19 protein-coding genes are annotated in these 21,301 nt (G+C 64.4%); 12 read left to right on the forward strand and 7 right to left on the reverse strand.

The window, feature by feature from the left end; genetic code table 11:
* Positions 1–2: 2 nt before the first annotated feature.
* From H7U20_RS01155 to H7U20_RS01170, 4 genes are all read left to right on the forward strand, one after another.
* Positions 3–782: a TatD family hydrolase gene (locus tag H7U20_RS01155; protein ID WP_199517783.1), complete on the forward strand. Its 780-nt coding sequence runs from the start codon at positions 3–5 to the stop codon at positions 780–782.
* Positions 783–834: 52 nt separating this feature from the next.
* The gene (locus tag H7U20_RS01160; RefSeq protein ID WP_233410417.1) at positions 835–1,488 is read left to right on the forward strand and encodes an ankyrin repeat domain-containing protein; all 654 of its coding nucleotides are present in this window, start codon (positions 835–837) and stop codon (positions 1,486–1,488) included.
* Between the two features lie 131 nt (positions 1,489–1,619).
* A complete protein-coding gene (locus H7U20_RS01165) occupies positions 1,620–2,543 on the forward strand; it encodes a methyltransferase domain-containing protein (RefSeq protein ID WP_199517785.1) in 924 nt (307 codons plus the stop codon).
* A gap of 138 nt (positions 2,544–2,681) precedes the next feature.
* Entirely contained in the window at positions 2,682–2,927 is a 246-nt protein-coding gene (locus tag H7U20_RS01170) for a hypothetical protein (protein ID WP_199517786.1), read from the forward strand.
* Positions 2,928–3,217: 290 nt separating this feature from the next.
* Here H7U20_RS01170 and H7U20_RS01175 read toward each other — a convergent pair whose 3' ends face one another.
* The gene (locus H7U20_RS01175; protein ID WP_199517787.1) at positions 3,218–4,123 is read right to left on the reverse strand and encodes a LysR family transcriptional regulator; all 906 of its coding nucleotides are present in this window, start codon (positions 4,121–4,123) and stop codon (positions 3,218–3,220) included.
* A gap of 122 nt (positions 4,124–4,245) precedes the next feature.
* On the opposite strand from H7U20_RS01175, the gene H7U20_RS01180 reads away from it, so the two are divergent.
* The 3 genes from H7U20_RS01180 to H7U20_RS01190 all read left to right on the forward strand — a co-directional run bounded on the left by H7U20_RS01180 (position 4,246) and on the right by H7U20_RS01190 (position 6,476).
* Positions 4,246–5,106, forward strand: a complete 861-nt coding sequence (locus H7U20_RS01180; protein ID WP_199517788.1) for a pirin family protein — start codon at positions 4,246–4,248, stop codon at positions 5,104–5,106.
* Between the two features lie 120 nt (positions 5,107–5,226).
* Positions 5,227–5,853 (forward strand): isochorismate family cysteine hydrolase YcaC, encoded by a 627-nt coding sequence (ycaC, locus tag H7U20_RS01185; RefSeq protein WP_199517789.1) that lies wholly within the window; start codon positions 5,227–5,229, stop codon positions 5,851–5,853.
* Positions 5,854–6,275: 422 nt separating this feature from the next.
* Positions 6,276–6,476 carry a hypothetical protein gene (locus H7U20_RS01190; protein WP_093388956.1) on the forward strand — a complete coding sequence of 67 codons (201 nt, stop codon included), beginning with the start codon at positions 6,276–6,278 and terminating at the stop codon, positions 6,474–6,476.
* A 46-nt stretch (positions 6,477–6,522) separates the two neighbouring features.
* Here H7U20_RS01190 and H7U20_RS01195 read toward each other — a convergent pair whose 3' ends face one another.
* Complete coding sequence (locus H7U20_RS01195; protein ID WP_199517790.1) at positions 6,523–7,590, reverse strand: phospholipase A; 1,068 nt, start codon at positions 7,588–7,590, stop codon at positions 6,523–6,525.
* 208 nt (positions 7,591–7,798) lie between these two features.
* Here H7U20_RS01195 and fusA point away from each other — a divergent pair, with 208 nt between their 5' ends.
* Positions 7,799–9,910, forward strand: coding sequence for an elongation factor G (gene fusA, locus H7U20_RS01200; protein ID WP_199517791.1), 2,112 nt, complete (start codon positions 7,799–7,801; stop codon positions 9,908–9,910).
* A 226-nt stretch (positions 9,911–10,136) separates the two neighbouring features.
* A complete protein-coding gene (locus tag H7U20_RS31070; protein WP_458351861.1) occupies positions 10,137–10,277 on the forward strand; it encodes a DUF7661 family protein in 141 nt (46 codons plus the stop codon).
* Positions 10,278–10,668: 391 nt separating this feature from the next.
* On the opposite strand, the gene H7U20_RS01205 is transcribed toward H7U20_RS31070, so the two are convergent.
* From H7U20_RS01205 to H7U20_RS01220, 4 genes are all read right to left on the reverse strand, one after another.
* The gene (locus H7U20_RS01205; RefSeq protein ID WP_199517792.1) at positions 10,669–11,184 is read right to left on the reverse strand and encodes a hypothetical protein; all 516 of its coding nucleotides are present in this window, start codon (positions 11,182–11,184) and stop codon (positions 10,669–10,671) included.
* 102 nt (positions 11,185–11,286) lie between these two features.
* Positions 11,287–12,369 carry an acyltransferase family protein gene (locus H7U20_RS01210; RefSeq protein ID WP_199517793.1) on the reverse strand — a complete coding sequence of 361 codons (1,083 nt, stop codon included), beginning with the start codon at positions 12,367–12,369 and terminating at the stop codon, positions 11,287–11,289.
* A 34-nt stretch (positions 12,370–12,403) separates the two neighbouring features.
* Entirely contained in the window at positions 12,404–13,645 is a 1,242-nt protein-coding gene (locus tag H7U20_RS01215) for a DUF5009 domain-containing protein (RefSeq protein WP_199517794.1), read from the reverse strand.
* A 128-nt stretch (positions 13,646–13,773) separates the two neighbouring features.
* A complete protein-coding gene (locus H7U20_RS01220) occupies positions 13,774–16,545 on the reverse strand; it encodes a TonB-dependent receptor (protein ID WP_199517795.1) in 2,772 nt (923 codons plus the stop codon).
* A 416-nt stretch (positions 16,546–16,961) separates the two neighbouring features.
* On the opposite strand from H7U20_RS01220, the gene H7U20_RS01225 reads away from it, so the two are divergent.
* From H7U20_RS01225 to H7U20_RS01235, 3 genes are all read left to right on the forward strand, one after another.
* Positions 16,962–17,618: a response regulator transcription factor gene (locus H7U20_RS01225; RefSeq protein ID WP_199517796.1), complete on the forward strand. Its 657-nt coding sequence runs from the start codon at positions 16,962–16,964 to the stop codon at positions 17,616–17,618.
* The gene (locus tag H7U20_RS01230) at positions 17,615–19,006 is read left to right on the forward strand and encodes a sensor histidine kinase (RefSeq protein ID WP_199517797.1); all 1,392 of its coding nucleotides are present in this window, start codon (positions 17,615–17,617) and stop codon (positions 19,004–19,006) included. The genes H7U20_RS01225 and H7U20_RS01230 overlap by 4 nt, the downstream gene beginning before the upstream one ends.
* An 81-nt stretch (positions 19,007–19,087) precedes the next feature.
* Entirely contained in the window at positions 19,088–20,488 is a 1,401-nt protein-coding gene (locus tag H7U20_RS01235) for a DUF2799 domain-containing protein (RefSeq protein ID WP_199517798.1), read from the forward strand.
* A gap of 310 nt (positions 20,489–20,798) precedes the next feature.
* Here the strand turns inward: H7U20_RS01235 and H7U20_RS01240 are convergent, their stop codons facing one another.
* Positions 20,799–21,017 carry a DUF7661 family protein gene (locus H7U20_RS01240; protein WP_199517799.1) on the reverse strand — a complete coding sequence of 73 codons (219 nt, stop codon included), beginning with the start codon at positions 21,015–21,017 and terminating at the stop codon, positions 20,799–20,801.
* Between the last annotated feature and the right edge of the window lie 284 nt (positions 21,018–21,301).

Consider the following 21,301-nt stretch of genomic DNA (forward strand, 5'->3'; position numbering starts at 1 on the left):
CCATGTATATCGATTCCCATTGCCATATCAATTTCCCCGAGCTGGCCGCTCGCATGCCCGAGATCCTGGCCAAGATGGCCGACAACCAGGTCAGCCACGCGCTGTGCGTGTCGGTCGACCTGCCGGACTTTCCACAGGTGCTGGCCCTGGCCGAGCAGTATCCGCACATCTACGCCTCGGTCGGCGTGCATCCCGACTACGAGGACACGCCGGAGCCGACGGTGGAGCAGTTGGTGCAGCTGTCCGACCACAAGAAGATCATCGCCATCGGCGAGACCGGGCTCGACTATTTCCGTCTGACGGGCGACCTGGAGTGGCAGCGCGAGCGCTTCCGAACTCACATCAAAGCTTCAAGAATCACTCGTAAGCCCTTGATTATCCACACCCGCGCCGCCAGTGAAGACACTATCCGCATCATGCGCGAAGAGGGCGCCGGCACCGAGGCGGGCGGCGTGGCCGGCGTCATGCATTGCTTCACCGAATCGCTGGAGGTGGCCCGCGCGGCCATCGACATGGGCTTCTACATCTCCTTCTCCGGCATCGTGACCTTCAAGAGCGCCAAGGACTTGCAGGCGGTGGCGCTGGAACTGCCGCTCGAGCGCATCCTGATCGAAACCGATTCGCCGTATCTGGCGCCGATGCCGCATCGGGGCAAGATGAACGAGCCCGGTTTCGTGGCCCACGTCGGCGAGTACATCGCCAAGCTCAAGGGTATTCCCGTGGAGCAGGTGGCGCAGCAGACGTCGGACAATTTTTTCAAACTATTCAACGTGGTACGCTAATTTCCTCATGTCGAATCTCAACAAATTGTTTGCCCCCAAGCGACGCCTCCTGATGGCCGCCCTGGCCGCCGGCTTGCTGGCCGGCCACGCCGGTCTGGCCATGGCCGATGCGGCCGAGGACGCCGTCGATTACTTCCGCGCCGTCCAGCTCGACAACGTCGGCGTCATCCGCCGCGTGCTGGCCAAGGGGCTCGATCCCAATATCCGCGAGCCGGAGCGGGGCGAGACCGGCCTCATCGTGGCCATGCGCTACGAGGCGAAGGACACGCTCAAATTGCTGCTGGCCCAGCCCGGCATCGACCTGGATGCAAAGGCGCCCAACGGCAACACCGCGCTGATGATGGCGGCCTTCCGCCAGAACAAGCCGGCCGTGCTGACCCTGATCGGCGCCGGCGCCAGCATCAACCAGTCCGGCTGGACCGCCCTGCATTACGCGGCGGCGGCCGGCAGCATCGACATCAGCAATCTCTTGCTGGACCGCCAGGCCCAGATCGACGCCATGTCGCCTTCCGGCATGACGCCCTTGATGCTGGCCGCGCGCGAGGGTCAGGAAGAGGTGGTCAAGCTGCTGCTGGCGCGCGGCGCCGACGCCACCTTGAAGGACGGCGGCTTCCACCTCACCGCCGCCGAGTTCGCCATCAAGGCGGACAAGCCCTGGATCGCCAAGGCCATCCAGGCGCATCTGGCGGCCCGGCCCACGCGCTGAATTGCATCGCTGCAAGCCCGCGAACTGGCGGGTGTTTCCCGCTTACCTCGCTGTTTGGCCGTTCAACAATGTTAACGATAATGGTTGCGTCGTATTGATTCCTCCATGCAATGCGTTAACCAAGGATACCCATGCTGAACGAACGCGAGATTGAGAGCTGCTACCTGGGGCAGTTCATTCCAGTCCACTACCATCACAATATGTTGATGGACCAAAACCGCATGCACGGTTTCAAATCGGCCATCGACTACGCCGTCAAGCCGGGCGCCAAGGTGTTGGAGCTAGGCGGCGGCACCGGCGTGCTGTCCTGGTTCGCGGCGGCCAAGGCGGACAAGGTCTACTGTGTCGAGTTCAATCCGGACATGGTCAAGGAGGCCCGCAAGATGCTCGCCCTCAATCCGAACGGCGAAAAAGTGGAAGTGGTGCACGCCGACGCCTTCGAATACCTGCCGCCCGAGCCGGTCGATGTGGTCATCTGCGAGATGATCCACGTCGCCATGCTGCGCGAGAAGCAGGTCGAGGTGATCGAATCGTTCAAGCGCCGCTATCTGGAGCGCTTCGGCGGCCCGCTGCCGATCTTCCTGCCCGAGGCGGTCATCATGGCGGTGCAGCCGCTGCAACAGGAATACGATTTCGAGGGCTTCTACGCCCCCATCGTGCAATTCCAGGAAACCGGCATGATCTATTCTGGCACGCAGGAGATGGCGCCGCCGGCGGTCTACAGCATCATCGACTTCAACCAGCCCAACGAGCTGAGCTACAGCTGGGAAGGCAAGTTCATCGTCGAGCGCGACGGCCAGATCAACGCCATGCGCTTCGTCACCAAGAACATTCTGGCCGTGGTGCCGGAGCGCTCCAGCACCATCGACTGGTTGAACCACTACATGACCTTGCCCTTGGCCAGCGCGGTCAAGGTCAGCGAGGGCGACGTGTTGCAGGTCAGCTTCCAGTACCGCGCCGGCGGCTCGATCCCGTCGTTGCAGGCGTCGCTGCGGGTCGACGTCCTGTACGAGGCCGCCTTGCAACCGCAGCAATACGTGCCGGCCTTCGCTTAATTTACATTGGCACGAAGGTAATATTTCCCAGCGCCCGCCGTCGATCGATGGCGGGCCGCGTCGAAAAAGCTTCCACCTCGGGCGTTGCGCAGCGTATATTTCGTCTTTTACACTTATCACCGATTAGACGGCATTTATATGGAACAGAACGACCAGCGTTACCTCGTGCAACAAAACAAAGTCAGCGATGCGAGCAAGCCGCCCGTGTTTGCCAAGGTCATGCGCAGCAAGGAGGGCGTGTTTGAGGGCGTCTCCTTCATCAAATCGAAGGAAAAGGCGACCGTGATGACCGTCGCCGAAGCCAACGAGGCGATCGCATGGGCCGGCAAGAAGAAGTCCAACGCCCACGAGTACGTCACCAAGATCATTTGCCTGGGGCAGTAATTCTGTTTTAAAAGCACTTCGAGTACGCCCGAGTTTGTCGTTCCCGCGCAGGCGGGAATCCATGCGCCGCATGACTTCCCCCTATACGCCGCAATCTATCTAGCACCGCATGGATTCCCACGTGCGTGGGAACGACGGGCTTGCCGATATGCCGTCAAGTCAATCCGCCGCAGCGCCATGCCGCGCCGATCAACGCGCGGCCGCCGGCGCCGCCCGCCACAGCTCCCCAGTCACAGCTCTTCAAACACAGCCCGGCCGTCCAGGCCGCAGTCCACTCCCCGCAAACCAGTTTAGTCCTCGTCCAGCACCTGGTAGCGCAGCGCCAGATAGTCGATCAAGGCCCGCACCGACGGCAATTGTCCACGCCGCGAGGGATACACGACGTGGATGATTTCCCGTCGCGGCGCCCAGTCCGGAATCACACAGACCAGCGAGCCGTCGGCCAGTTGTTCGCGCATCATCATGGTCGGTAGTTGCACCACGCCGATGCCGGCCACCGCCGCGCTGCGCAGGGCGATCATGTCGTTGCAGATCATCCTGGGCGTGTGGTGCAGGTCGGCGCGCGCGCCGTCGGGACCGAACAACTTCCAGATATGCGCATCGCTCGGCGTCCCCAGACCCAGGCTGGGCCAGTCGGCCAGATCGGCCGGCGCCGCCGGCACGCCGTGCCTGCTCAGCAAGCCGGGACTGGCCACCAGACACTGGCTGCGGTCGGCCAGGATGCGCATGATGAGTTCGCTGTCCTGCAACGGCGGCGGACGCACGCGGATGGCCACGTCGAGCGCCTCGGCGATCACGTCGACGCGGCGGTTGGTGGCCTCCAGTTGCACCGTCACATGGGGATGGCTGGCCATGAAGTCGGCCAGCATGGCGGCCACGTTGGCCTGCAGCAGGGCGATCGGACAGCTCAGGCGGACCAGGCCGCGCGGTTCGGCGCGCGTCAGCTCGATGGCCTCCTGGGCGGCGTCGGCCTCGACCAGCATGGCCTTGCAGTGCTCGTAATAGGTCAGGCCGATCTCGGTGACCGAGAAGCGCCGCGTCGAACGCTGGATCAGCCGCACGCCGAGGCGCTCTTCCAGCATGCCGATGTGCCGGCTCAGCTTGGACTTGGGCATGCCCAAGGCGCGTCCGGCCGGTGCGAAGCCGGCGTGGTCGACCACGTGGACATAGTAAAAGAGGTCGTTTAAATCTTGCATGCCGCCTTCATCGTTCACAAAATAGGACTCTGAAGGTAAATCTTACCCACTTATCAGTGCATTGTCCTGAAACTATACTGTTACTTCGTAGCCAATATTGAGTCTACAGTAAGGAGAACAGCATGAAAAGAGTCCTTGGTGTGTATAGCGCCCCACGCGGCCATTGGGTCGGCGACGGTTTCCCGGTGCGGTCGATGTTTTCCTATCAGGATCACGGCAAACAGCTCAGCCCCTTCCTGCTGCTCGACCATGCCGGTCCGGCCCAGTTCACCCCGACCAGCCGCCCGCGCGGCGTCGGTCAGCACCCGCATTGCGGCTTCGAAACGGTGACCATCGTCTACAAGGGCGAGGTGGCGCACCGCGATTCGACCGGCAAGGGCGGTGTGATCGGCCCCGGCGACGTGCAATGGATGACGGCCGGTTCCGGCATCCTGCACGAGGAGTTCCATTCCGAGGCCTTCAGCCAGTCGGGCGGCGATTTGGAAATGGTGCAACTGTGGGTCAACCTGCCGGCCAAGGACAAGATGACGGCGCCGGGCTACCAGGCCATCGAAGACCAGACGATCCCCAGCCTGGACCTGCCCGACGGCGCCGGCACGGTGCGCGTGATCGCCGGCGAGTATGCCGGCAAGCGCGGCCCGGCCCGCACCTTCACGCCGATGAACGTGTTGGACCTGCGGCTGGCGATGGGCAAGGCCAGCGAGCTGCCGATCGCCGCCGGCTGGACCTCGGCGCTGATCGTGCTGCACGGCACCGTGCTGGTCAACGGCGAGACCGTGGCCCACGAGGCGCAGATGGTGGTGCTCGACCGCAACGGCAGCGATGTGCTGATCGAGGCCAACAACGACGCCGTCGTCTTGCTGCTGAGCGGCGAGCCGATCGACGAGCCGGTGGTGGGACAGGGACCGTTCGTCATGAACAGCCGGGAGGAAATCGGCCAGGCCATCGCCGACTTCAACAGCGGCCGTTTCGGACAAATGTAACTTGCAGCAATGAAATGAGAGATTCGCCGCGTGAGCAAACACACGGCGGCCGGGCAGCCTGCGGCGAATTGGAACTGCCGCCCGCCGCCACATCGACATTTACCAAGAAAGAGTCATATCATGAGCAAATCCTATTCCCGCCTAGACAAAGATCAAGTCGCCGTTCTGCTGGTGGACCACCAAGCCGGTTTGATGTCGCTGGTGCGCGACATCGACCCGGACAAGTTCAAGAACAATGTGCTGGCCCTGGCCGACATCGCCAAGTACTTCAATCTGCCGACCATTTTGACCACCAGCTTCGAGGACGGCCCGAACGGCCCGCTGATGCCCGAGCTGAAGGAAATGTTCCCGGACGCGCCCTTCATCGCCCGTCCAGGCCAGATCAACGCCTGGGACAATGAGGACTTCGTCAAGGCTGTCAAGGCCACCGGCAAGAAGCAGTTGCTGATCGCCGGCGTGGTCACCGAGGTGTGCGTGGCCTTCCCGACGCTGTCCGCGCTGGCCGAGGACTTCGAAGTGTTCGTCGTCACCGACGCCTCCGGCACCTTCAACGACATCACCCGTCTGGCCGCCTGGGACCGTATGACGGCCGGCGGCGCCCAGCTGATGAGCTGGTTCGGCGTGGCCGGCGAGCTGCACCGCGACTGGCGCAACGACGTGGTCGGCCTGGGCACGCTGTTCGCCAAGCATATCCCCGACTACCGCAACCTGATGACCAGCTACAACGCCGCTAGCGCCGTCAAGTAAGCGATGCACAGCGCCGCCGCCCGCGTTTCCGCCGGCGGCGGCCGCCCGGTTCCCTCTCCGGGGCCAGAGTCCACCGGGGTCAGTGCCGACATTCGGACACAGGCTCAGCAGTAGCGCCACCGCGCCACTGGGGTCAGCGCCACTGGGGTCAGTGCCGACATTCGGACACAGACTCAGCAGTAGAGGATCGTTGACATAGCTTATGGTCGAGGTCGTGTCCGAATGTCGGCACTGACCCCGCCGCTCCTTTGACCCCACCGCTCCTGACCCCGTCGCTCTGCTGATGCCGGCTTTCCCTTCATCCCCCGAATCCCACCGTTAGTCGCCGCCACGCGCAGCTGGTCGCATGCCGCTTGTCGCTGCGCACGAGTCCTTTTACAGTGAGGCTGTTGATAACGCCTCATCTGATTCTGGAGCATCCCATGCTGAGCTTTGTGTTGTGGTTGGTTTTACTGTTCCTGTGCTGGCCGCTGGCCTTGCTGGCCCTGCTGCTGTATCCGCTGCTGTGGCTGTTGTTGCTGCCGTTCAGACTGCTCGGGATAGGTGTCGACGCGGTGTTCGAGCTGCTGCGCGCGATTGTCATGCTGCCGGCGCGCATCTTGCGCGGCACGCCCGGGCGCTAAGCGTCCCGGCGAACGTCGGCGACGGCGGCCACGGCCGCCGTTTGCCTTAAAAATCGATCAGGAAACCCGCACCCAGCGATTTTTGCGAGTAGTTGTAGTCGACCAGGCTTTGGCCGTAGCCGCTGAACGCCTGCAGATAACCCTTCAGATTGGCCGTCATCGGGAAGGCCCAGCCCAACTGCAAGGAGCCGTGGCGCTTCTGGAAGTTGCGCCGGCCCGTCACGGACAGCTCGTGGCCGTCGAAGCGGTAGGTGGCGCGCAGGTCGCCATGGCCCATGTAGTCGACGATGTCGAGGTTGTCGTTGTTCGACCGGGCGTTGTCCAAACGCTTCCACAGGCGCAGCGCCAGCGCCAGATCGCCGTGCTCGGCGCCAATTTCCGCATACACCCGGTTCCAGCTGCGCGACAAGGTCGAGGTCTGGCCGTTCGACTGGTGCACCGCGCCCAACGCGGCGTAGCGGATGTCCAGGCCGGGCAGCTTGAGGGCCAGCGGCGTGGTCAGCATCAATTCGGGCTGGTAGTTGGTTTCGCGGAAGGGGCTGGAGGCGGCCCGGTTGTAGGCCTGCCAGTAACTTTGCTGGGTGTAGCCGAACCACAGGTCGATCGGCGTGCTCAGCAACTGCTCGATCATCTTCATCTTGAAGCTGATCTGGTAGGTCAGCTCGGTGTGCTGGGATTCCAGGCCGGCCGGCGTGAAATCCTTGAACGGACCGTCGTTCGAGCTGGTGCTGTAGTTGGCCAGCAGCAGGTAGTTGTCGCGGTGCGGACGGAAATTGAACACGCCGCGCTTGGCCGGCTGGTCCAGCTCCCACCATTGCACCATGCGCGAGATGGACGCCTCGGGCGGGATGGTGGTGACGGCGGCCACGGCGGCCGGCATCACCGGCGTCAGCGGCGCCGCCGGCTGGGTCGAGGCCGGCGCATCGGCGACGGCGTTGATGATGGCCACGGCGCCGTCGGGCGCCGCCTTGGCCAGCGCGTCGTAGCAGGCCAGGCGGGCGCTGGCGTCGCCCAGCACCGAACAGCGTTCCAGGCGGATGCTCAGTTCGTTGGAGTGGGCCAGCGGCGCCAAGGCGAGGCCGGCGAGCAGCAGGGGGAGTGCGGATGGTTTCATCGGGTTGGTCTATAGAAATTCGGGAAATATTGCATGTCACTTATACACCGCCGGAGAGTATATTGACTAGAGGAAAAATCCGGCGCACGCCAGGACACCCCATTGCGGGCTTGAAATCGGCCATGTACGCCATACCTGGGTTTTCCTTTACTGTTAGAATTTAGGCACGACCCGCCGTCGTCGACGGCCGCCGTCCAAGGAGATTGTGATGAGCCGCAAGACACCTATCGAACGCTACCGCAACATCGGCATCAGCGCCCACATCGACGCCGGCAAGACCACCACCACCGAGCGCATCCTGTTCTACACCGGGGTCAATCACAAGATTGGCGAGGTGCACAACGGCGCGGCGACCATGGACTGGATGGAGCAGGAGCAGGAGCGCGGCATCACCATCACCTCGGCCGCCACCACCGCCTTCTGGAAAGGCATGGCGGGCAACTATCCCGAGCACCGCATCAACATCATCGACACCCCGGGCCACGTCGACTTCACCATCGAGGTGGAGCGCTCGATGCGCGTGCTCGACGGCGCCGTGATGGTCTACGACGCCGTCGGCGGCGTGCAGCCGCAGTCGGAGACGGTGTGGCGCCAGGCGAACAAATACGCCGTGCCGAGGTTGGCCTTCATCAACAAGATGGACCGCGTCGGCGCCGACTTCTTCCGCGTGCGCCAGCAGATCGCCGACCGGCTGAAGGGTGTCGCCGTGCCGATCCAGATCCCGCTGGGCGCCGAGGACGACTTCCACGGCGTGGTCGACCTGGTCAAGATGCGCGCCATCAACTGGGACGACGCCAGCCTGGGCGTCAAGTTCAGCTACGAGGCGATCCCGGCCCACTTGGTCGAGCTGGCCCAGGAGTGGCACGACAAGATGGTCGAGGCCGCCGCCGACGCGACGCCCGAGCTGACCGAGAAATACCTGAACGGCGAAACGCTGAGCGAGGCCGAGATCAAGGCCGGCCTGCGCCTGCGCACCATCCGCAACGAGATCGTGCCGATGCTGGCCGGCAGCGCCTTCAAGAACCGCGGTGTGCAGGCCATGCTCGACGCGGTGATCGACTACCTGCCGTCGCCGCTGGACGTGCCGGCCATCGCCGGCCACGACGAGCAGGACCGCGAGATCGAGCGCCACCCCGACGACGCCGACCCGTTCTCGGCGCTCGCCTTCAAGATCATGACCGACCCCTTCGTCGGCCAGTTGACCTTTTTCCGCGTGTATTCCGGCGTGGTCAACTCGGGCGACACGGTGTACAACCCGACCAAGAGCCAGCGCGAGCGGCTCGGCCGCATCCTGCAGATGCACGCCAACGAGCGCAAGGAGATCAAGGAGGTCTACGCCGGCGACATCGCGGCGGCGGTCGGCCTGAAGGCGGTCACCACCGGCGACACGCTGTGCTCGCCCGACCACATCATCGTGTTGGAGAAGATGATCTTCCCCGAGCCGGTGATTTCGCAGGCGGTCGAGCCGAAGACCAAGGTCGACCAGGAGAAGATGGGCATCGCGCTGAACCGGCTGGCGCAGGAGGACCCGTCGTTCCGTGTCCACACCGACGACGAGTCGGGTCAGACCATCATGTCCGGCATGGGCGAGCTGCATCTGGAAATTCTGGTCGACCGCATGCGCCGCGAGTTCGGTGTCGAGGCGACGGTGGGCAAGCCGCAGGTGGCCTACCGCGAAACCATCCAGCGCAGCGTCAGCGAGGTCGAGGGCAAGTTCGTCAAGCAGTCGGGCGGCCGGGGCCAGTACGGCCACGTCGTGCTGACCCTGGAACCGATGGAGCCGGGCAAGGGCTATCTGTTCGTCGACGCCGTCAAGGGCGGGGTGGTGCCGCGCGAGTTCATCCCGGCGGTCGACAAGGGCGTGCAGGAAACCTTGCGCAGCGGCGTGCTGGCCGGCTACCCGGTGGTCGACGTCAAGGTGACGCTGACCTTCGGCTCCTACCACGACGTCGACTCGAACGAGAACGCCTTCCGCATGGCCGGCTCGATCGCCTTCAAGGACGGCATGCGGCGGGCCGACCCGGTGTTGCTGGAGCCGATGATGCAGGTCGAGGTGGAGACGCCGGAGGAGTTCATGGGCAACGCCATGGGCGACCTGACGGCGCGCCGTGGCATGGTGCAGGGCATGGACGAGATCCCCGGCGGCGGCGGCAAAATCATCCGCGCGCTGGTGCCGCTGGCCGAGATGTTCGGCTACTCGACCACGCTGCGCTCGCTGAGCCAGGGCCGCGCCACCTACACGATGGAGTTCAAACACTACGCGGCGGTGCCGCGCCACGTGCTGGACCAGGTTGCTAGCGCGGCCAAGGCCAAGCACTAGGCCGGCTTACACCTGGGCGGCGTGCCACAGGAGCGGATTCAGAGTCCGTTGACGCCGTGTTCGGCTTATCAATAAAAACAAGGACTTAGATGAAAATCTAAGTCCTTTTTTCTTTATAATTTTTCTCATGTAGGCGCCATGTAGGTTTTTGGGAAGATTATACTTATCCGCTTCAGCATGAAATGTTTCCATCGGTAATTGTTCTTCTTGGCGCTGGTGAGTTAGGATGTTGCCTGAGTATTCCTACCGCCGCCGCCACCATTCTCGTAAGGCGCAGCCAAGTGCATCGTGGCTATGTGAGTATCTGGCTGACCTCTACCATGAGAATGCAACGCCACGAAGCTGCAATGCCGTGCAGTTGACCTGAAGTCAGTTCTCGACCAAGACCCGTCATTCCCGCGTAGGCGGGAATCCATACGCCGCTTGTTTGAATACTCAGCATGGGTTCCCGCTTTCGCGGGAACGACGACTGGCAGCTTTGGGGCGAAAACGGGTCTTCGAAAAGCAAATTGGACGTATAAGTGATTGTCGTACTTCTTGAACTAAGACACGGCTGGTATCTTGTTGCCATTGAAAAATATTTTCAACTTACCAAGCGCGTTGGCGCGAAAGATGTTGATCAGCATTTCGGTCGAGTCAAGGTCATATGCATCGCTAGCAGCTTTACGGACTCATGCTCCGCTGGAACTGCGTGCCGGCCGGTCCGCCTCAGCGCTGAAGGCCCATCTTGCTGACGGCCGCCAGCCCGACATTCCAGCTTATTCCCAAGCCTTCACCTTGCACTGCACCGACAGGGCGCCGTACAGGCGATCCTTATAGCTGGGCACCAGCGCCACGTTCACGCCAACCCGCTGATATTCAAAGCTGAGCATCGGCACAACCGCCGGGAACCAGCCGCCGTCGTGCATCTTCGGATAGCCGCTGAAAGCGCCCGCCACCACGCCCACGCGCACTGGGCCGACGGCAAACGGCTGGTAGTAAACCCCGGCGTAATTCGAATAGGCGCGGTCGCTATTGTAGAAACGCCCGGCGGTGGCCGAGGCGACGCTGGAGAAACGGTATTCGACGCCGATGCCGGGGTTGCTGTTGTTCAGGTTCTTGTCGCGCTGAAAATGGTAGGAGTAGAAGCCGGCGTTGAGCCACACCTCGGACAACGGTTTGGACTCGACGGTATGGAACAGCTCGCCAGAGTCGGCCCGCGCACCGCAGGCGGCGGTGGCGAGCAACAGCAGGGCGCCGAAGCGGGCGGCGGACAAAGTAGCGGATGATGTCATCGGTTTGGTTTCTCAAGTGATGGGGGCCGGCGGCGTCAGCGATTATAGCCAATTGCCGGCCGCAAAAGGAGTGGCGTCGTCACCCCAAAGCCTGGCCGAATGTTAGATGACGATGCGCCAGCCGCGCGCCGCGAACCAGCGCATCAACAGCCAGAAGGCGCCGGTAAACACCAGCGCAAACAGCAGCGACGGCAGGTAGGCGCCAAAGAACACCGTCAACGGAGCGAACAGGGCTTTATAAAGCGGCGCCATCAGACCGCTGCCTTCGAGCAAGCAGGTCGCCAGCCAAGAGCCGGCATACGCGGCGATGGCGTTGACGCCCAGGCTGCGGCCCAGCGCCGGCCAGCCGCGCCGGTCGATCAACTGGTGTGCGGCGAGCACGGCGAGCAGGCCGAAGCCGCCCGTCCACAGCACGAAGGACGAGGTCCACAGTTGCTTGTTGAAGGGCAGCACCAAGGACCACAAGGCGCCCAAGGCCAGCGCACCGAGCGCCGCCATGCCCAGTTTGTGCAACTGGCCGCTGCGCAACCAGGCACCGGCGCGCACGCCCAGCAGCACGGTGGCCAGCGCCGGCAGGGTGGACAACACGCCCTCCGGATCATGCGCCAGGCCGCTGGCGGCGTCGTATTGGTAGGCCAGGCGGCCGAGCAGGGCGGTGTCGACGCGGTCGGCCAGGTTCAGCCCCGGCAGCAGAGAACCGCCCCAGGTCAGCAGCCCCCAGTAGCCGAGCAGGATGGCGGCGAAGGCGGCCCACTGCCGGCGCGCGTCGCGCAGGTAGATGGCCGCCAGGCCGGCGGCGCCGAAACAGATGCCTATCCTTTGCAGCACGCCCATCAGGCGAAAGCCGCGTCCATTCAGCAGCAGCGTGGCGGCCAGGTGCAGCGCCAGGCCGAGCAGCACGATGCGCCCGCCGCGCAGCAACACGCTGCGCGCCAGCGGTCCCGGCGCGGCGCCGGCGTCGAGCGGCCGGCCCAGCGCCAGTTCGATCGAGATGCCGACGATCAGCAGAAAGAAAGGGAAGATGAAGTCGGCCGGCGTGCAGCCGTGCCATTCGGCGTGTTCCAGCCAAGTATAGACGTGGCCCCAGTCGCCGGCGTCGTTGACGACCAGCATGGCGGCGACGGTCAGGCCGCGCAGCGCGTCGATCGAGGTGATGCGGGTATTGCTTGCTATTGATGCTTGCATGATTGAAAACGAATAAGTGGATGAAAAGGCCGCGCTACAGTTGCAAGCGGATCTGCAGGCGGTTCAGGCCGCGCACCAGGTAGAGCACGGCGACGGCGTAGGCGAGCGACCACAACAGTCCCGGCAGGCCGGCATTGAGGGCGTCCGGCAGGCCGATGTGAAGGTATTGCAGCAGCGCGTAGACGATGTAGGGAATGATGTAGGCGAGCAGGGGATTGGCCGCCGCCGGACGGAAGAAACCGGTCCAGCCTTGCACCTGGCGCAGGTCGATCAGCCAATACAGCAGGCCGAACAGCAGCACGCAGATGGCCGCGCTGTACAGCGCCCAGCTCGGCGTGGCGTAAATCTTCGAGATGCCAAAATATGGTCGCAGCAGCCAGGCGGCGCCGGCCAAGGTCAGCGCCAACGCGGCGGCCAAGGCGTAGCGGCGCGCGCCGGCATTGCCGTCGAGACGCTGGAAGAACAGCAGGCTGGTGCACACGCCGGCCAGGGCGATGGCCGTGTGGATGGCGTTTTCCGCCTGGCCGGCCAGCAGCCGCGCCAGCGGCGACCAGGCTTCGGCCCGGCCGTGGCTGACACAATACCAGGCGACGCACGCCGCCAGCGCGCCCAACAGCGACAGCAGGCGGCCGCGCGCCAGCGTGTGACACAGGCTGGCGTACAGATAGGCCCAGCCGATCAGGCCGAGGATGCCCCACCATTGCGGCGTCAGGCCTTCGTTGCCGTCCGGGCCGGCGCGGTAGATCGTGGCCAGCCACAGCAGTAGCGCCAGGCCGGCCAGGCGCAGCGCCTTGCCCCATGCCGGATGGTCGAAGCGGTAGACGTTCCACAGCAGGATGGCGGCGGCGTAGAACAGCAGGCTCCACAGGTGGATCGACATGCCCATCGCCGCCTCGTTGTAGCCGCCCTCGGCGTTGACCATGAACACGCCCAGCACCAGCAGTCCGGTGGCGCGCGCCAGCATGTGGCCTTGCAGGCGCCAGGCGCCGTCGCCGGCGGCCAGGCGCTGCGCCACGGCGAAGGGGATGGACATGCCGACGATGAACAGGAAGGCGGGGAAGACCACGTCGGGGAAGGTCATGCCATCGAGCTCGGCGGGGGCGTGGTCCAGCCAGGCCGGCATGCCGCGCACACCGGCCAGCGCGTTGACGAAGATCATCACCAGGATGGTCAGGCCGCGCATGGCGTCGATGGCCAGCACGCGGCGCGCCGGCAGGGTGCCGGGCTGGGCCTGTGGCGGCGCGACGGCGAGGCCGGGATGGGTGATGGAATTCATAAGTGCTCCGGTGAAACAAAAACCACCCAGCGGCAAAGAGCCGGGGTCGGACCCGCTGCGCCAAGGCGGGGAGCCCGACCCCAGTCCTTGCCTGTGGGTTTTCTCAACTTAGCTGCGTCGGGATCGAATTACAGCTTGCCGCGCAGCCCCAGGTAGAACTGGCGGCCGTTGGTGTACGAGGCGATCGGCTGGTCCTTGTTCTGGCCGTAGTAGCGCAGCACGGCGTTGTTCAAGTTCAGCGCGTCGAAGGTCAGCGTGAGGTGCTCGTTGATCTTGTAGTTGACCGACGCGGCCAGGTTGCCGGTGCCGGCCATCACCTGCGGGAAGCTATTGTACAGACCGCCGGAGAAGCTGGAGCGGTAGGTGTAGGCCAGCCGCGCGCTGAGCCGGTCGTCCTCGTAGTAGGCCTCGGCGTTGTAGGTGCTCTTCGAATTGCCGACCACCGGCTTGTTGTCGCCGGCCTTGCCGTCGGTGTAGGTGTAGTTGCCGACCACGCCGAAACCGCCCCACAGGCCTTGCTGATAGGCCAGCTCGACGCCCTTGTTCTTGGCCGAAATATTGGTCGGCGAGGAGATCGAGTAGTTGTCGAAGCGCTTGAAGGAGTTGTTGAAATAGCTCAGGTTGGCGGTGCCGTAGGTCACGTAGGACGACATGTCCATGTAGAACAGGCCGGCCGACAGCAGCGCCTTGGGCGAGAAATACCATTCCAGCGCGGCGTCGTAGTTGGTCGAGCGGATCGGCTTGAGCTTGGGATTGCCGCTGCTGCCGGTCAGATTGGTGTCGTTCAGCGTGACGGCGCCGACCATCGCGCTGTAGTCGGGCCGCGCCATGGTTTTGGCCACGGCGAAGCGCGCCACCAGGGTCGGCGACAGGTCGAGCTTGATGTTGGCGCTAGGCAGCACGTCGTTGTAGCCGCGCTGGTCGGTGGTCGGCGTGTACGGGCCGTTCACATTGTCCAGGCCGATGGGGTTCGTGCCGCCGGGCAGGTTGGTCAAGGTGGTCTGCTGGGTGTGGGCGTAGCGCAGGCCGACGTTGCCGCGCCAGTTTTCGCCGGACAGGTTGAACATGGCGTAGGCGGCCGTGACCTTTTCCTTCACGTCCATTTCGCCGGCCCAGTTCTTGGTGGTCGGGCCGCCGGTCTTGTCGTATTTCTCGGCCCAGGCGGCGATGGCGGCGGGGTTGATCTGCCAGATGCCGCGCAGGAAGCCGGCGCCGGGATTGAGGCCGTTGCCGAAGTTGCCGGGATAGGTGGCGCCATCCCATTGCGGCAGCGGTGCGCTGGTGGTGCCGTCGCAGATGCTGCAACTGCGGTTTTCCGGCTGGCTGACGTTGCGGTGGTGCTCGGCGAAGCGCAGGCCGAACTTGGCCGACTCCAGCACGCCGTTGCTGAGGTTGAGGAAACCGTCGGCCTGGGCGTATTTTTCCGTGTCGAGGGTGATGACGTTGCTGCCCCAGGCCGAGGCGGTGACGAAGTTGCTGAATTTGCTGGTGTCGGCGCCGGGGAAGGACATGGCCGCCGTCGACAGGCCGTTCAACTGGTAGGACGAGCCGCCGCCGATCAGGCCGGCTTCGTAGCCGATGTCGGCCGGGGTCTTGCCGGTGCCGCGCGTGTAGCCGGCGCTGCCGCTCAGTTTGAAGGTGTTGCTGACGCGGTAGCTGGCGTCGAGGTCGATGTAGGCCGACGAGGACGAGGAGCCGGGCCGGTAGATCTGGTCGCCGAAGGCGGTGTACAGCGAGGAGTTGTAGGACTTGGTGGCGCTGGCGGCCGGGTACTGCGAGGCCGGGATGACGGCCGACACCAGGGTGCCGTTGCGGATCGTGTACTGCGACGGCACCACGCCGACCGAGGCGCCGCTGACCGGGTCGGTGGCGTTGATGTTGGCCGAGATGTTGTTGTAGAAACTGCGGTTGTAGTTGGCCGCGTCCAGGCTGGAGGTGAAACCGTTCAGGTCCAGCGTGAAGTCCTTGTTGGGCTTGAACTGCAGGTCGAAGGCGGCGCCGGTGCGCTTGCGGGTCTGCTCGAACAAGGTGGCGCTGATGCCCGACGGCGCCAGCACGCCGGCCAGCTCGGGGTGGGCGAGGGCGGCGTTGCTGTCGGCGGCGATCGGCGTGTAGCCATAGAATTCCTGGCCGTCGCGGCGCTCGTGGCGTTTTTCGGAAAACACCTGGAACAGCACGCCGAAGGTCTTCTCCTCGTTCTTCCAGTTGAACAGGGCGTTGAGTTGCGGATCGGTCTTGCGCGGCAGGTCGGCGTAGATCGCCTGGACGGCGGCCTCGACGGTCAGCTGCTGCTTGAAGTCGAGCGGCTTGCGCGTCTCGATGTTGACCGAGCCGGCCACGCCGCCCTCGACCATGTCGGCCTGCTGGCTTTTCTGCACCGTGACGGCGCTGACGATCTCCGACGGCAGCAGGGCGTAGCTGACGCTGCGCCCGACGGCGGCCGACTGGTCCAGCACGAACCAGTCGCCGGTGCCGATCATGTGGCCGTTGACCAGGGTCTGGGTCAGGCTGGAGCTGGTGCCGCGGATGCTGACGCGGTCGTTCTCGGAGAAGCCGCCCTCGCCGCCGGCGGAGGAGGAGATGTTGACGCCTGGCACGCGCTGGATGGCGTCGGCCACGTTCTTGTCGGGCAGCTTGCCGATGTCCTCGGCCGACACCACCTCGGACACCGAATCGCTGTTGCGCTTGCGCGCCAGCGCCTGTTGCAGGGAGGCGCGGATGCCCGACACCACCACCTGTTCGAGCTTGGGCTCGGCGGCGGCCTCGGCCGACGTGGCCGGCGCGGCGGCCTGCTGCGCCATGGCGTCGCCGGCCGCGCCGGCGGCATAGGCCAGCAGCACGGCCACCGCCGCCGCGATCGGCTTGCGTGTCGTCTTCATCCCTGCAGTAATACCTTGCATCTCGTCTCCTCGTTGTGGCCTCTGACGGGCCGGTTGTCTGGTGTTGACCTTGGCGACGATTGTCCATATTCTTTCTTAATGCTTTCCAAATGAAATCTTAAGATTGGCTAAAGCTTGTCGCGTTTACGCCGTTGACAAGCCGCCAAGAAGATGCGTTCATGGCGGCTCCGCCGGGCGGACAGGAACCGGAGCAATACCGGATGCGACAAACAGGAACACGAAGGCAATGCGGTTAAGCTAAGCAAACCCACCGGCATGAAACTGGGGTCGGCAATGCGGTTAAACTAAGCAAACCCACCGGCATGAAACTGGGGTCAGACCCCGCAGGTCTGACCCCGGCTCTTTGCCTGTGGGTGGTTTGTTGTTGCCGCCGGCGCCCAAACGTAACGGCATTTAGAACACAAGGGTGCTTTCACATGAAGATTTGCCTGGTCGAGGACGACCTGGAATTGGGGCGGGCACTGCAATCGGCGCTGCAGGATGCCGGCCAAGAAGTGATGTGGGTGCGCCGCGAGGCCGACGCGCGGCGCTGGATCGCCAGCGATCCGTTCGACGCCGTGGTGCTCGACCTCGGCCTGCCCGACGGCAACGGCATCGAGCTGCTGCGCCACTTGCGCGCCGAGGGCCAGACGCTGCCCATCGTCGTCATCACAGCGCGCGACAGCCTGGAGGACCGCCTCAACGGCCTCGACCGTGGCGCCGACGATTACCTGGTCAAACCCTTCGTCGTCACCGAACTGCTGGCGCGGTTGCGCGCGGTGGTGCGGCGCGCCACCGGCTGGAGCGAATCGGGCGAGCCGGTGTGGAAGATCAAGGACCTGGTGCTGGACGACCGCCGCATGGTGCTGACCCGGGCCGGCGCCACCGTGGTGCTGTCGAAGACCGAATTCGCCCTGCTGCACGCGCTGATGCGCTACCCGGACCGCGTGCTGACGCGGCGCGAGCTGGAGTCGCGCGCGCTGCCGCACAGCGAGGGCGCGGCGCTGGACGTGCACATGTCGCACCTGCGGCAAAAAATCGGCGAGGGCTATATCCGCACCGTGCGCGGGGTCGGCTACGTGGTCGACAAATGAAGGGTCTGCCGCAGCGCTCGCTGTTCCGCCGCCTGATGCTGGGCTTCACGGCGGTGGTCATGGCGATCTGGCTGTGCAACCTGGCGCTGGACGTCTACGAGACCCGCACGGCAAAGAAACGCGACATGCAGCGCGAGCTGCGCGCCAGCGCCCTGCGCATCCTGGTGCTGATGCAAACCCTGGGCCAGCACAGCCCGGACGAGATCGTGCCGCTGGTGCGCAAGATGGAAAAGCTGCATTACGCGCTGTACACCGAGCTGGGCTGGTACATCCCGGCCTTGCAGACCCAGGTGTGGAAGGACGGCGCGCTGATCTACCAGAGCGACGACGCCGGCCTGCCGCCCACCTTGGCCGGCGCCGGGCCGCAGGGCCAGCCGCTCAAGGACGGCTGGGTGGTGTCGGTCGAGAGCGACGCCGACAGCGGCGTCACCGTGCGCATGGCCAGCGAGGTGATCGGCGAGTGGATGTTGCAGACCACCAGCATCGGCTATTATTTCGCGCCGCTGCTGTTCAGTCTGCCGTTCCTGCTGCTGCCGGCCTGGTTCATCATCCGTGTCGGGCTGCGGCCGTTAAGGTCCATCGTCGGCCAGATCGAGGAGCGCTCGGCGACCGATCTGACGCCGTTGGCGGCCTCGCCCTACCAGGAGCTGGCGCCGCTGGTCGGCTCGGTCAACACCTTGATGGAAAGGCTCAACGAACGGCTGGAGCGGGAGCAGGAGTTCCTCGTCGACGCCGCCCACGAACTGAAGACGCCGCTGTCCATCATCCAGATCAACGCCGATTCGCTGAGCAACTCGCGCACGCCGCAACGCTTGCGGGAGGCCAGCGCCGGCCTGCACCAGGGCGTGCTGCGGGCCACCCACACGGTGCACCAATTGCTCGCGCTGGCGCGTTCCGGCGCCGACCGCGAACATGCGCCGCTGCACCAGCACGACCTGGTCGAGCTGGTCTGCGACCGCCTGGCGCTGGCCGGACAGATCGCCCGCACCCGCGCCGTCGAGATCGAATTGCAGGCGCCTGACGCCTGTCTCCTGCCGCTGCACCGCGAGAGCATGGCCGCGCTGCTCGACAACCTGGTCAGCAACGCCGTCAAGTATTCGCCGGACGGCGGCCGCGTCAGCGTCATGCTGAGCGCGGCCGCCGGCCTGGTCGAACTGAGCGTGGCCGACCAGGGGCCGGGCATTCCGCCCGCGCTGCAGCGCAAGGTGTTCGAGCGCTTCTACCGCCTGCCCGACCAGGACCAGCCCGGCAGTGGCCTCGGCCTGGCTATCGCCGACCGCGCGGCGCGGCGCAACCACGGCCGCATCGAGTTGCGCAACCAGGACGGCGGCGGCCTGCTGGTGACGGTGGTGTTCGCCGGCGCGGCGACAGCGGCGCTGGCGGCCTGAGCGACGCCGGCGCCTCCGCTGGCGGCCTGCACTATAATCGCGTTTCGATAACGAAACACCAACAGCCACCACGGCCCAACCATGACTTTGAATCCACGTTTCCTCAAGACCCTGGCGCTGTTGCTGCCATTAATGCTGGCCGGCTGCCAAACCACCATGCAGCGCATCGCCGACTGCAAGGTGGGCGACTGGAACATGATCGGCCACAAGGACGGCGTGGCCGGCGAGAACCAGAACTTCGGCGAGCGCAAGGATTTTTGCGCCAGCTACGAGACCGACAAGGGCAAGGTCGACTCGGCCGGCAACTATCTGGCCGGCTGGGTGCAGGGCAACTGGGACTTCTGGTCCGGCCGGGGCGTCAGCGACGGCCGCCTAGCCTTGCCGGTCAGCCAGTTCGAGGTGCGCCTGGCCAGTGACGAGGTGCGCAAGCACAACACGCCGGTTAATCGTCCCGCTTACGAGGCCGGCTGGAACATCGGCAATGGCGAGTACTGGAACGGCTTGGGCAAGCGCGACGGCACGGCCGGCCTGCCATTGGCCGGCCAGACGGAGCACGCCCGCAACAGCGCGCAAGGCAAGCAGATCCGCTTCGACGAGAGCAGCTACGTCGCCGGCTGGCAGACCGGCAACCGCACTTTCTGGCAGGACGCCGGCTTCAGCGACGCCCGCAATGGCCTGCCGGACAGCGAGTTCAAATCGCGCGCCGCCAAGGCCCGCGCCGCCGGCGTGCAGGTGCTGGAGGATGCCTACCATAGCGCCTGGAACGCCGAACTGATCAATTACTGGAAGAATCTCGGCACCCAGGACGCCGTCTCCGGCAAGGAATTCGGCCTGCGCCGCGCCGAGGCCAAACAGAAGGGCCTGAAAATATTGGAGTCCGACTACCGCGCGGCTTGGGAAGAGCGGCTCGCGGTCTACTGGCGCCAGGTCGGCACGGACGACGGCTACGGCAAGCCCTTCCAGTTGGAGGAACGCATGGCCAACGCGGCGCGCGACGGCGTGTTCGTCATCGGCCGCAGCCGCGCGCTGTACACCGAGGCGTGGGATGCGCAGAACGCCCGCTACTGCACGGTCGAGAACGCCTTCGAGTTCGGCCGCGCCAACAGCGGCATGGCGATCGAGGTTTGCCAGGGGCCGCTGCGCGACCGCCTGAAACACGCCTTTGTCAGCGGTCAGGACTATGCCAACGCCGCCGTCCGCCACGCCCGCGCCGCCTCGGACGCCAACGAGCTGTATGCCCGCCTGGACGATCTGCAACGACAATTGGGCCGGCTGGAGCGCGAGATTCGCGGCGAGCTGGAGCGCAAGGACCGCGTCGTCAACGACGACACCAGACGCCAGGACCGCCGCCGCGAGCAGGAGCGCCACGAGTTGATCGACGCCATCAACCGCATCGACCGCATGGCCGCCGACGCCGGCCGTCAAGCCGACCGCCTGGAACGCGAGATGCAGCGCCTGCGCCGGGATATTTTTTTGAACTAAGGTGCGAGGTGGTGTGAACCAGCAATAAAGTTTGACTCAAGTGCCCCGATGAAGCGGGCCGATTCTGACACTTCACGCGCGAATTAAAGTTTGACACAATCGCTCGCTTAAGCTTCCAAAACTCGTAGCTTGCGACAATAAAGTTTGACACAACCAGCTCGATTCTCTGGGCCTACGCCACCGGCCACTTCCGCCCCAAAGCTGCCAGTCGTCGTTCCCGCGAAAGCGGGAACCCATGCTGAGTATTCAAACAAGCGGCGTATGGATTCCCGCCTACGCGGGAATGACGGGTCTTGGCCGAGAACTGACCTCAGGTCAACTGCACGGCATTGCAGTTTCGTGGCGTTGCATTCTCATGGTAGAGGTCAGCCAGATACTCACATAGCTCATCCTCCGCAACATCACCTGGTACCACAAAATCTGCGGGACGGCGCTTCCCATCGGTTCCTAGGTAAAAGGCCCGCCAGCCCTTGTCCGAGCCAGCTATGCCGATAAGTGTGCCGAAAATATTAAACCGTAACTCTTTCATTGAAACTCCCAAATCATCTACGCCGTCCGCTCCTGGCCGGTAGGTGCCGATATTACTTTCAAGGGTGAAATACTTGTTCGGATTGCCGCCGCCGCACGATTGCCCGAGCCTTGCGGCGCAGCTTTTGAGGGAGCTTTGTCGTTGTCGCGTTTACTTCAAAGAACTCAGCCATTTCAGCATCTACGGCCACCCCCCCCTGTGTCAGGATAGTTGTCGCGTCATCTGATTTCTCGTAATCGTACAGGGGGCGGAGCAAAGACGGGCAGTGAAACACTATTCAGCAG

The organism is Rugamonas violacea, assembly GCF_016461825.1.
Taxonomy (GTDB): domain Bacteria; phylum Pseudomonadota; class Gammaproteobacteria; order Burkholderiales; family Burkholderiaceae_D; genus Rugamonas.

Coding starts and splice junctions, on each gene's coding strand:
- H7U20_RS01155 (WP_199517783.1), top strand. CDS start 3: ATGTATATCGATTCCCATTGCCATATCAATTTCCCCGAGCTGGCCGCT.
- H7U20_RS01160 (WP_233410417.1), top strand. CDS start 835: ATGGCCGCCCTGGCCGCCGGCTTGCTGGCCGGCCACGCCGGTCTGGCC.
- H7U20_RS01165 (WP_199517785.1), top strand. CDS start 1,620: ATGCTGAACGAACGCGAGATTGAGAGCTGCTACCTGGGGCAGTTCATT.
- H7U20_RS01170 (WP_199517786.1), top strand. CDS start 2,682: ATGGAACAGAACGACCAGCGTTACCTCGTGCAACAAAACAAAGTCAGC.
- H7U20_RS01175 (WP_199517787.1), bottom strand. CDS start 4,123: ATGCAAGATTTAAACGACCTCTTTTACTATGTCCACGTGGTCGACCAC.
- H7U20_RS01180 (WP_199517788.1), top strand. CDS start 4,246: ATGAAAAGAGTCCTTGGTGTGTATAGCGCCCCACGCGGCCATTGGGTC.
- ycaC (WP_199517789.1), top strand. CDS start 5,227: ATGAGCAAATCCTATTCCCGCCTAGACAAAGATCAAGTCGCCGTTCTG.
- H7U20_RS01190 (WP_093388956.1), top strand. CDS start 6,276: ATGCTGAGCTTTGTGTTGTGGTTGGTTTTACTGTTCCTGTGCTGGCCG.
- H7U20_RS01195 (WP_199517790.1), bottom strand. CDS start 7,590: ATGAAACCATCCGCACTCCCCCTGCTGCTCGCCGGCCTCGCCTTGGCG.
- fusA (WP_199517791.1), top strand. CDS start 7,799: ATGAGCCGCAAGACACCTATCGAACGCTACCGCAACATCGGCATCAGC.
- H7U20_RS31070 (WP_458351861.1), top strand. CDS start 10,137: ATGTTGCCTGAGTATTCCTACCGCCGCCGCCACCATTCTCGTAAGGCG.
- H7U20_RS01205 (WP_199517792.1), bottom strand. CDS start 11,184: ATGACATCATCCGCTACTTTGTCCGCCGCCCGCTTCGGCGCCCTGCTG.
- H7U20_RS01210 (WP_199517793.1), bottom strand. CDS start 12,369: ATGCAAGCATCAATAGCAAGCAATACCCGCATCACCTCGATCGACGCG.
- H7U20_RS01215 (WP_199517794.1), bottom strand. CDS start 13,645: ATGAATTCCATCACCCATCCCGGCCTCGCCGTCGCGCCGCCACAGGCC.
- H7U20_RS01220 (WP_199517795.1), bottom strand. CDS start 16,545: ATGCAAGGTATTACTGCAGGGATGAAGACGACACGCAAGCCGATCGCG.
- H7U20_RS01225 (WP_199517796.1), top strand. CDS start 16,962: ATGAAGATTTGCCTGGTCGAGGACGACCTGGAATTGGGGCGGGCACTG.
- H7U20_RS01230 (WP_199517797.1), top strand. CDS start 17,615: ATGAAGGGTCTGCCGCAGCGCTCGCTGTTCCGCCGCCTGATGCTGGGC.
- H7U20_RS01235 (WP_199517798.1), top strand. CDS start 19,088: ATGACTTTGAATCCACGTTTCCTCAAGACCCTGGCGCTGTTGCTGCCA.
- H7U20_RS01240 (WP_199517799.1), bottom strand. CDS start 21,017: ATGAAAGAGTTACGGTTTAATATTTTCGGCACACTTATCGGCATAGCT.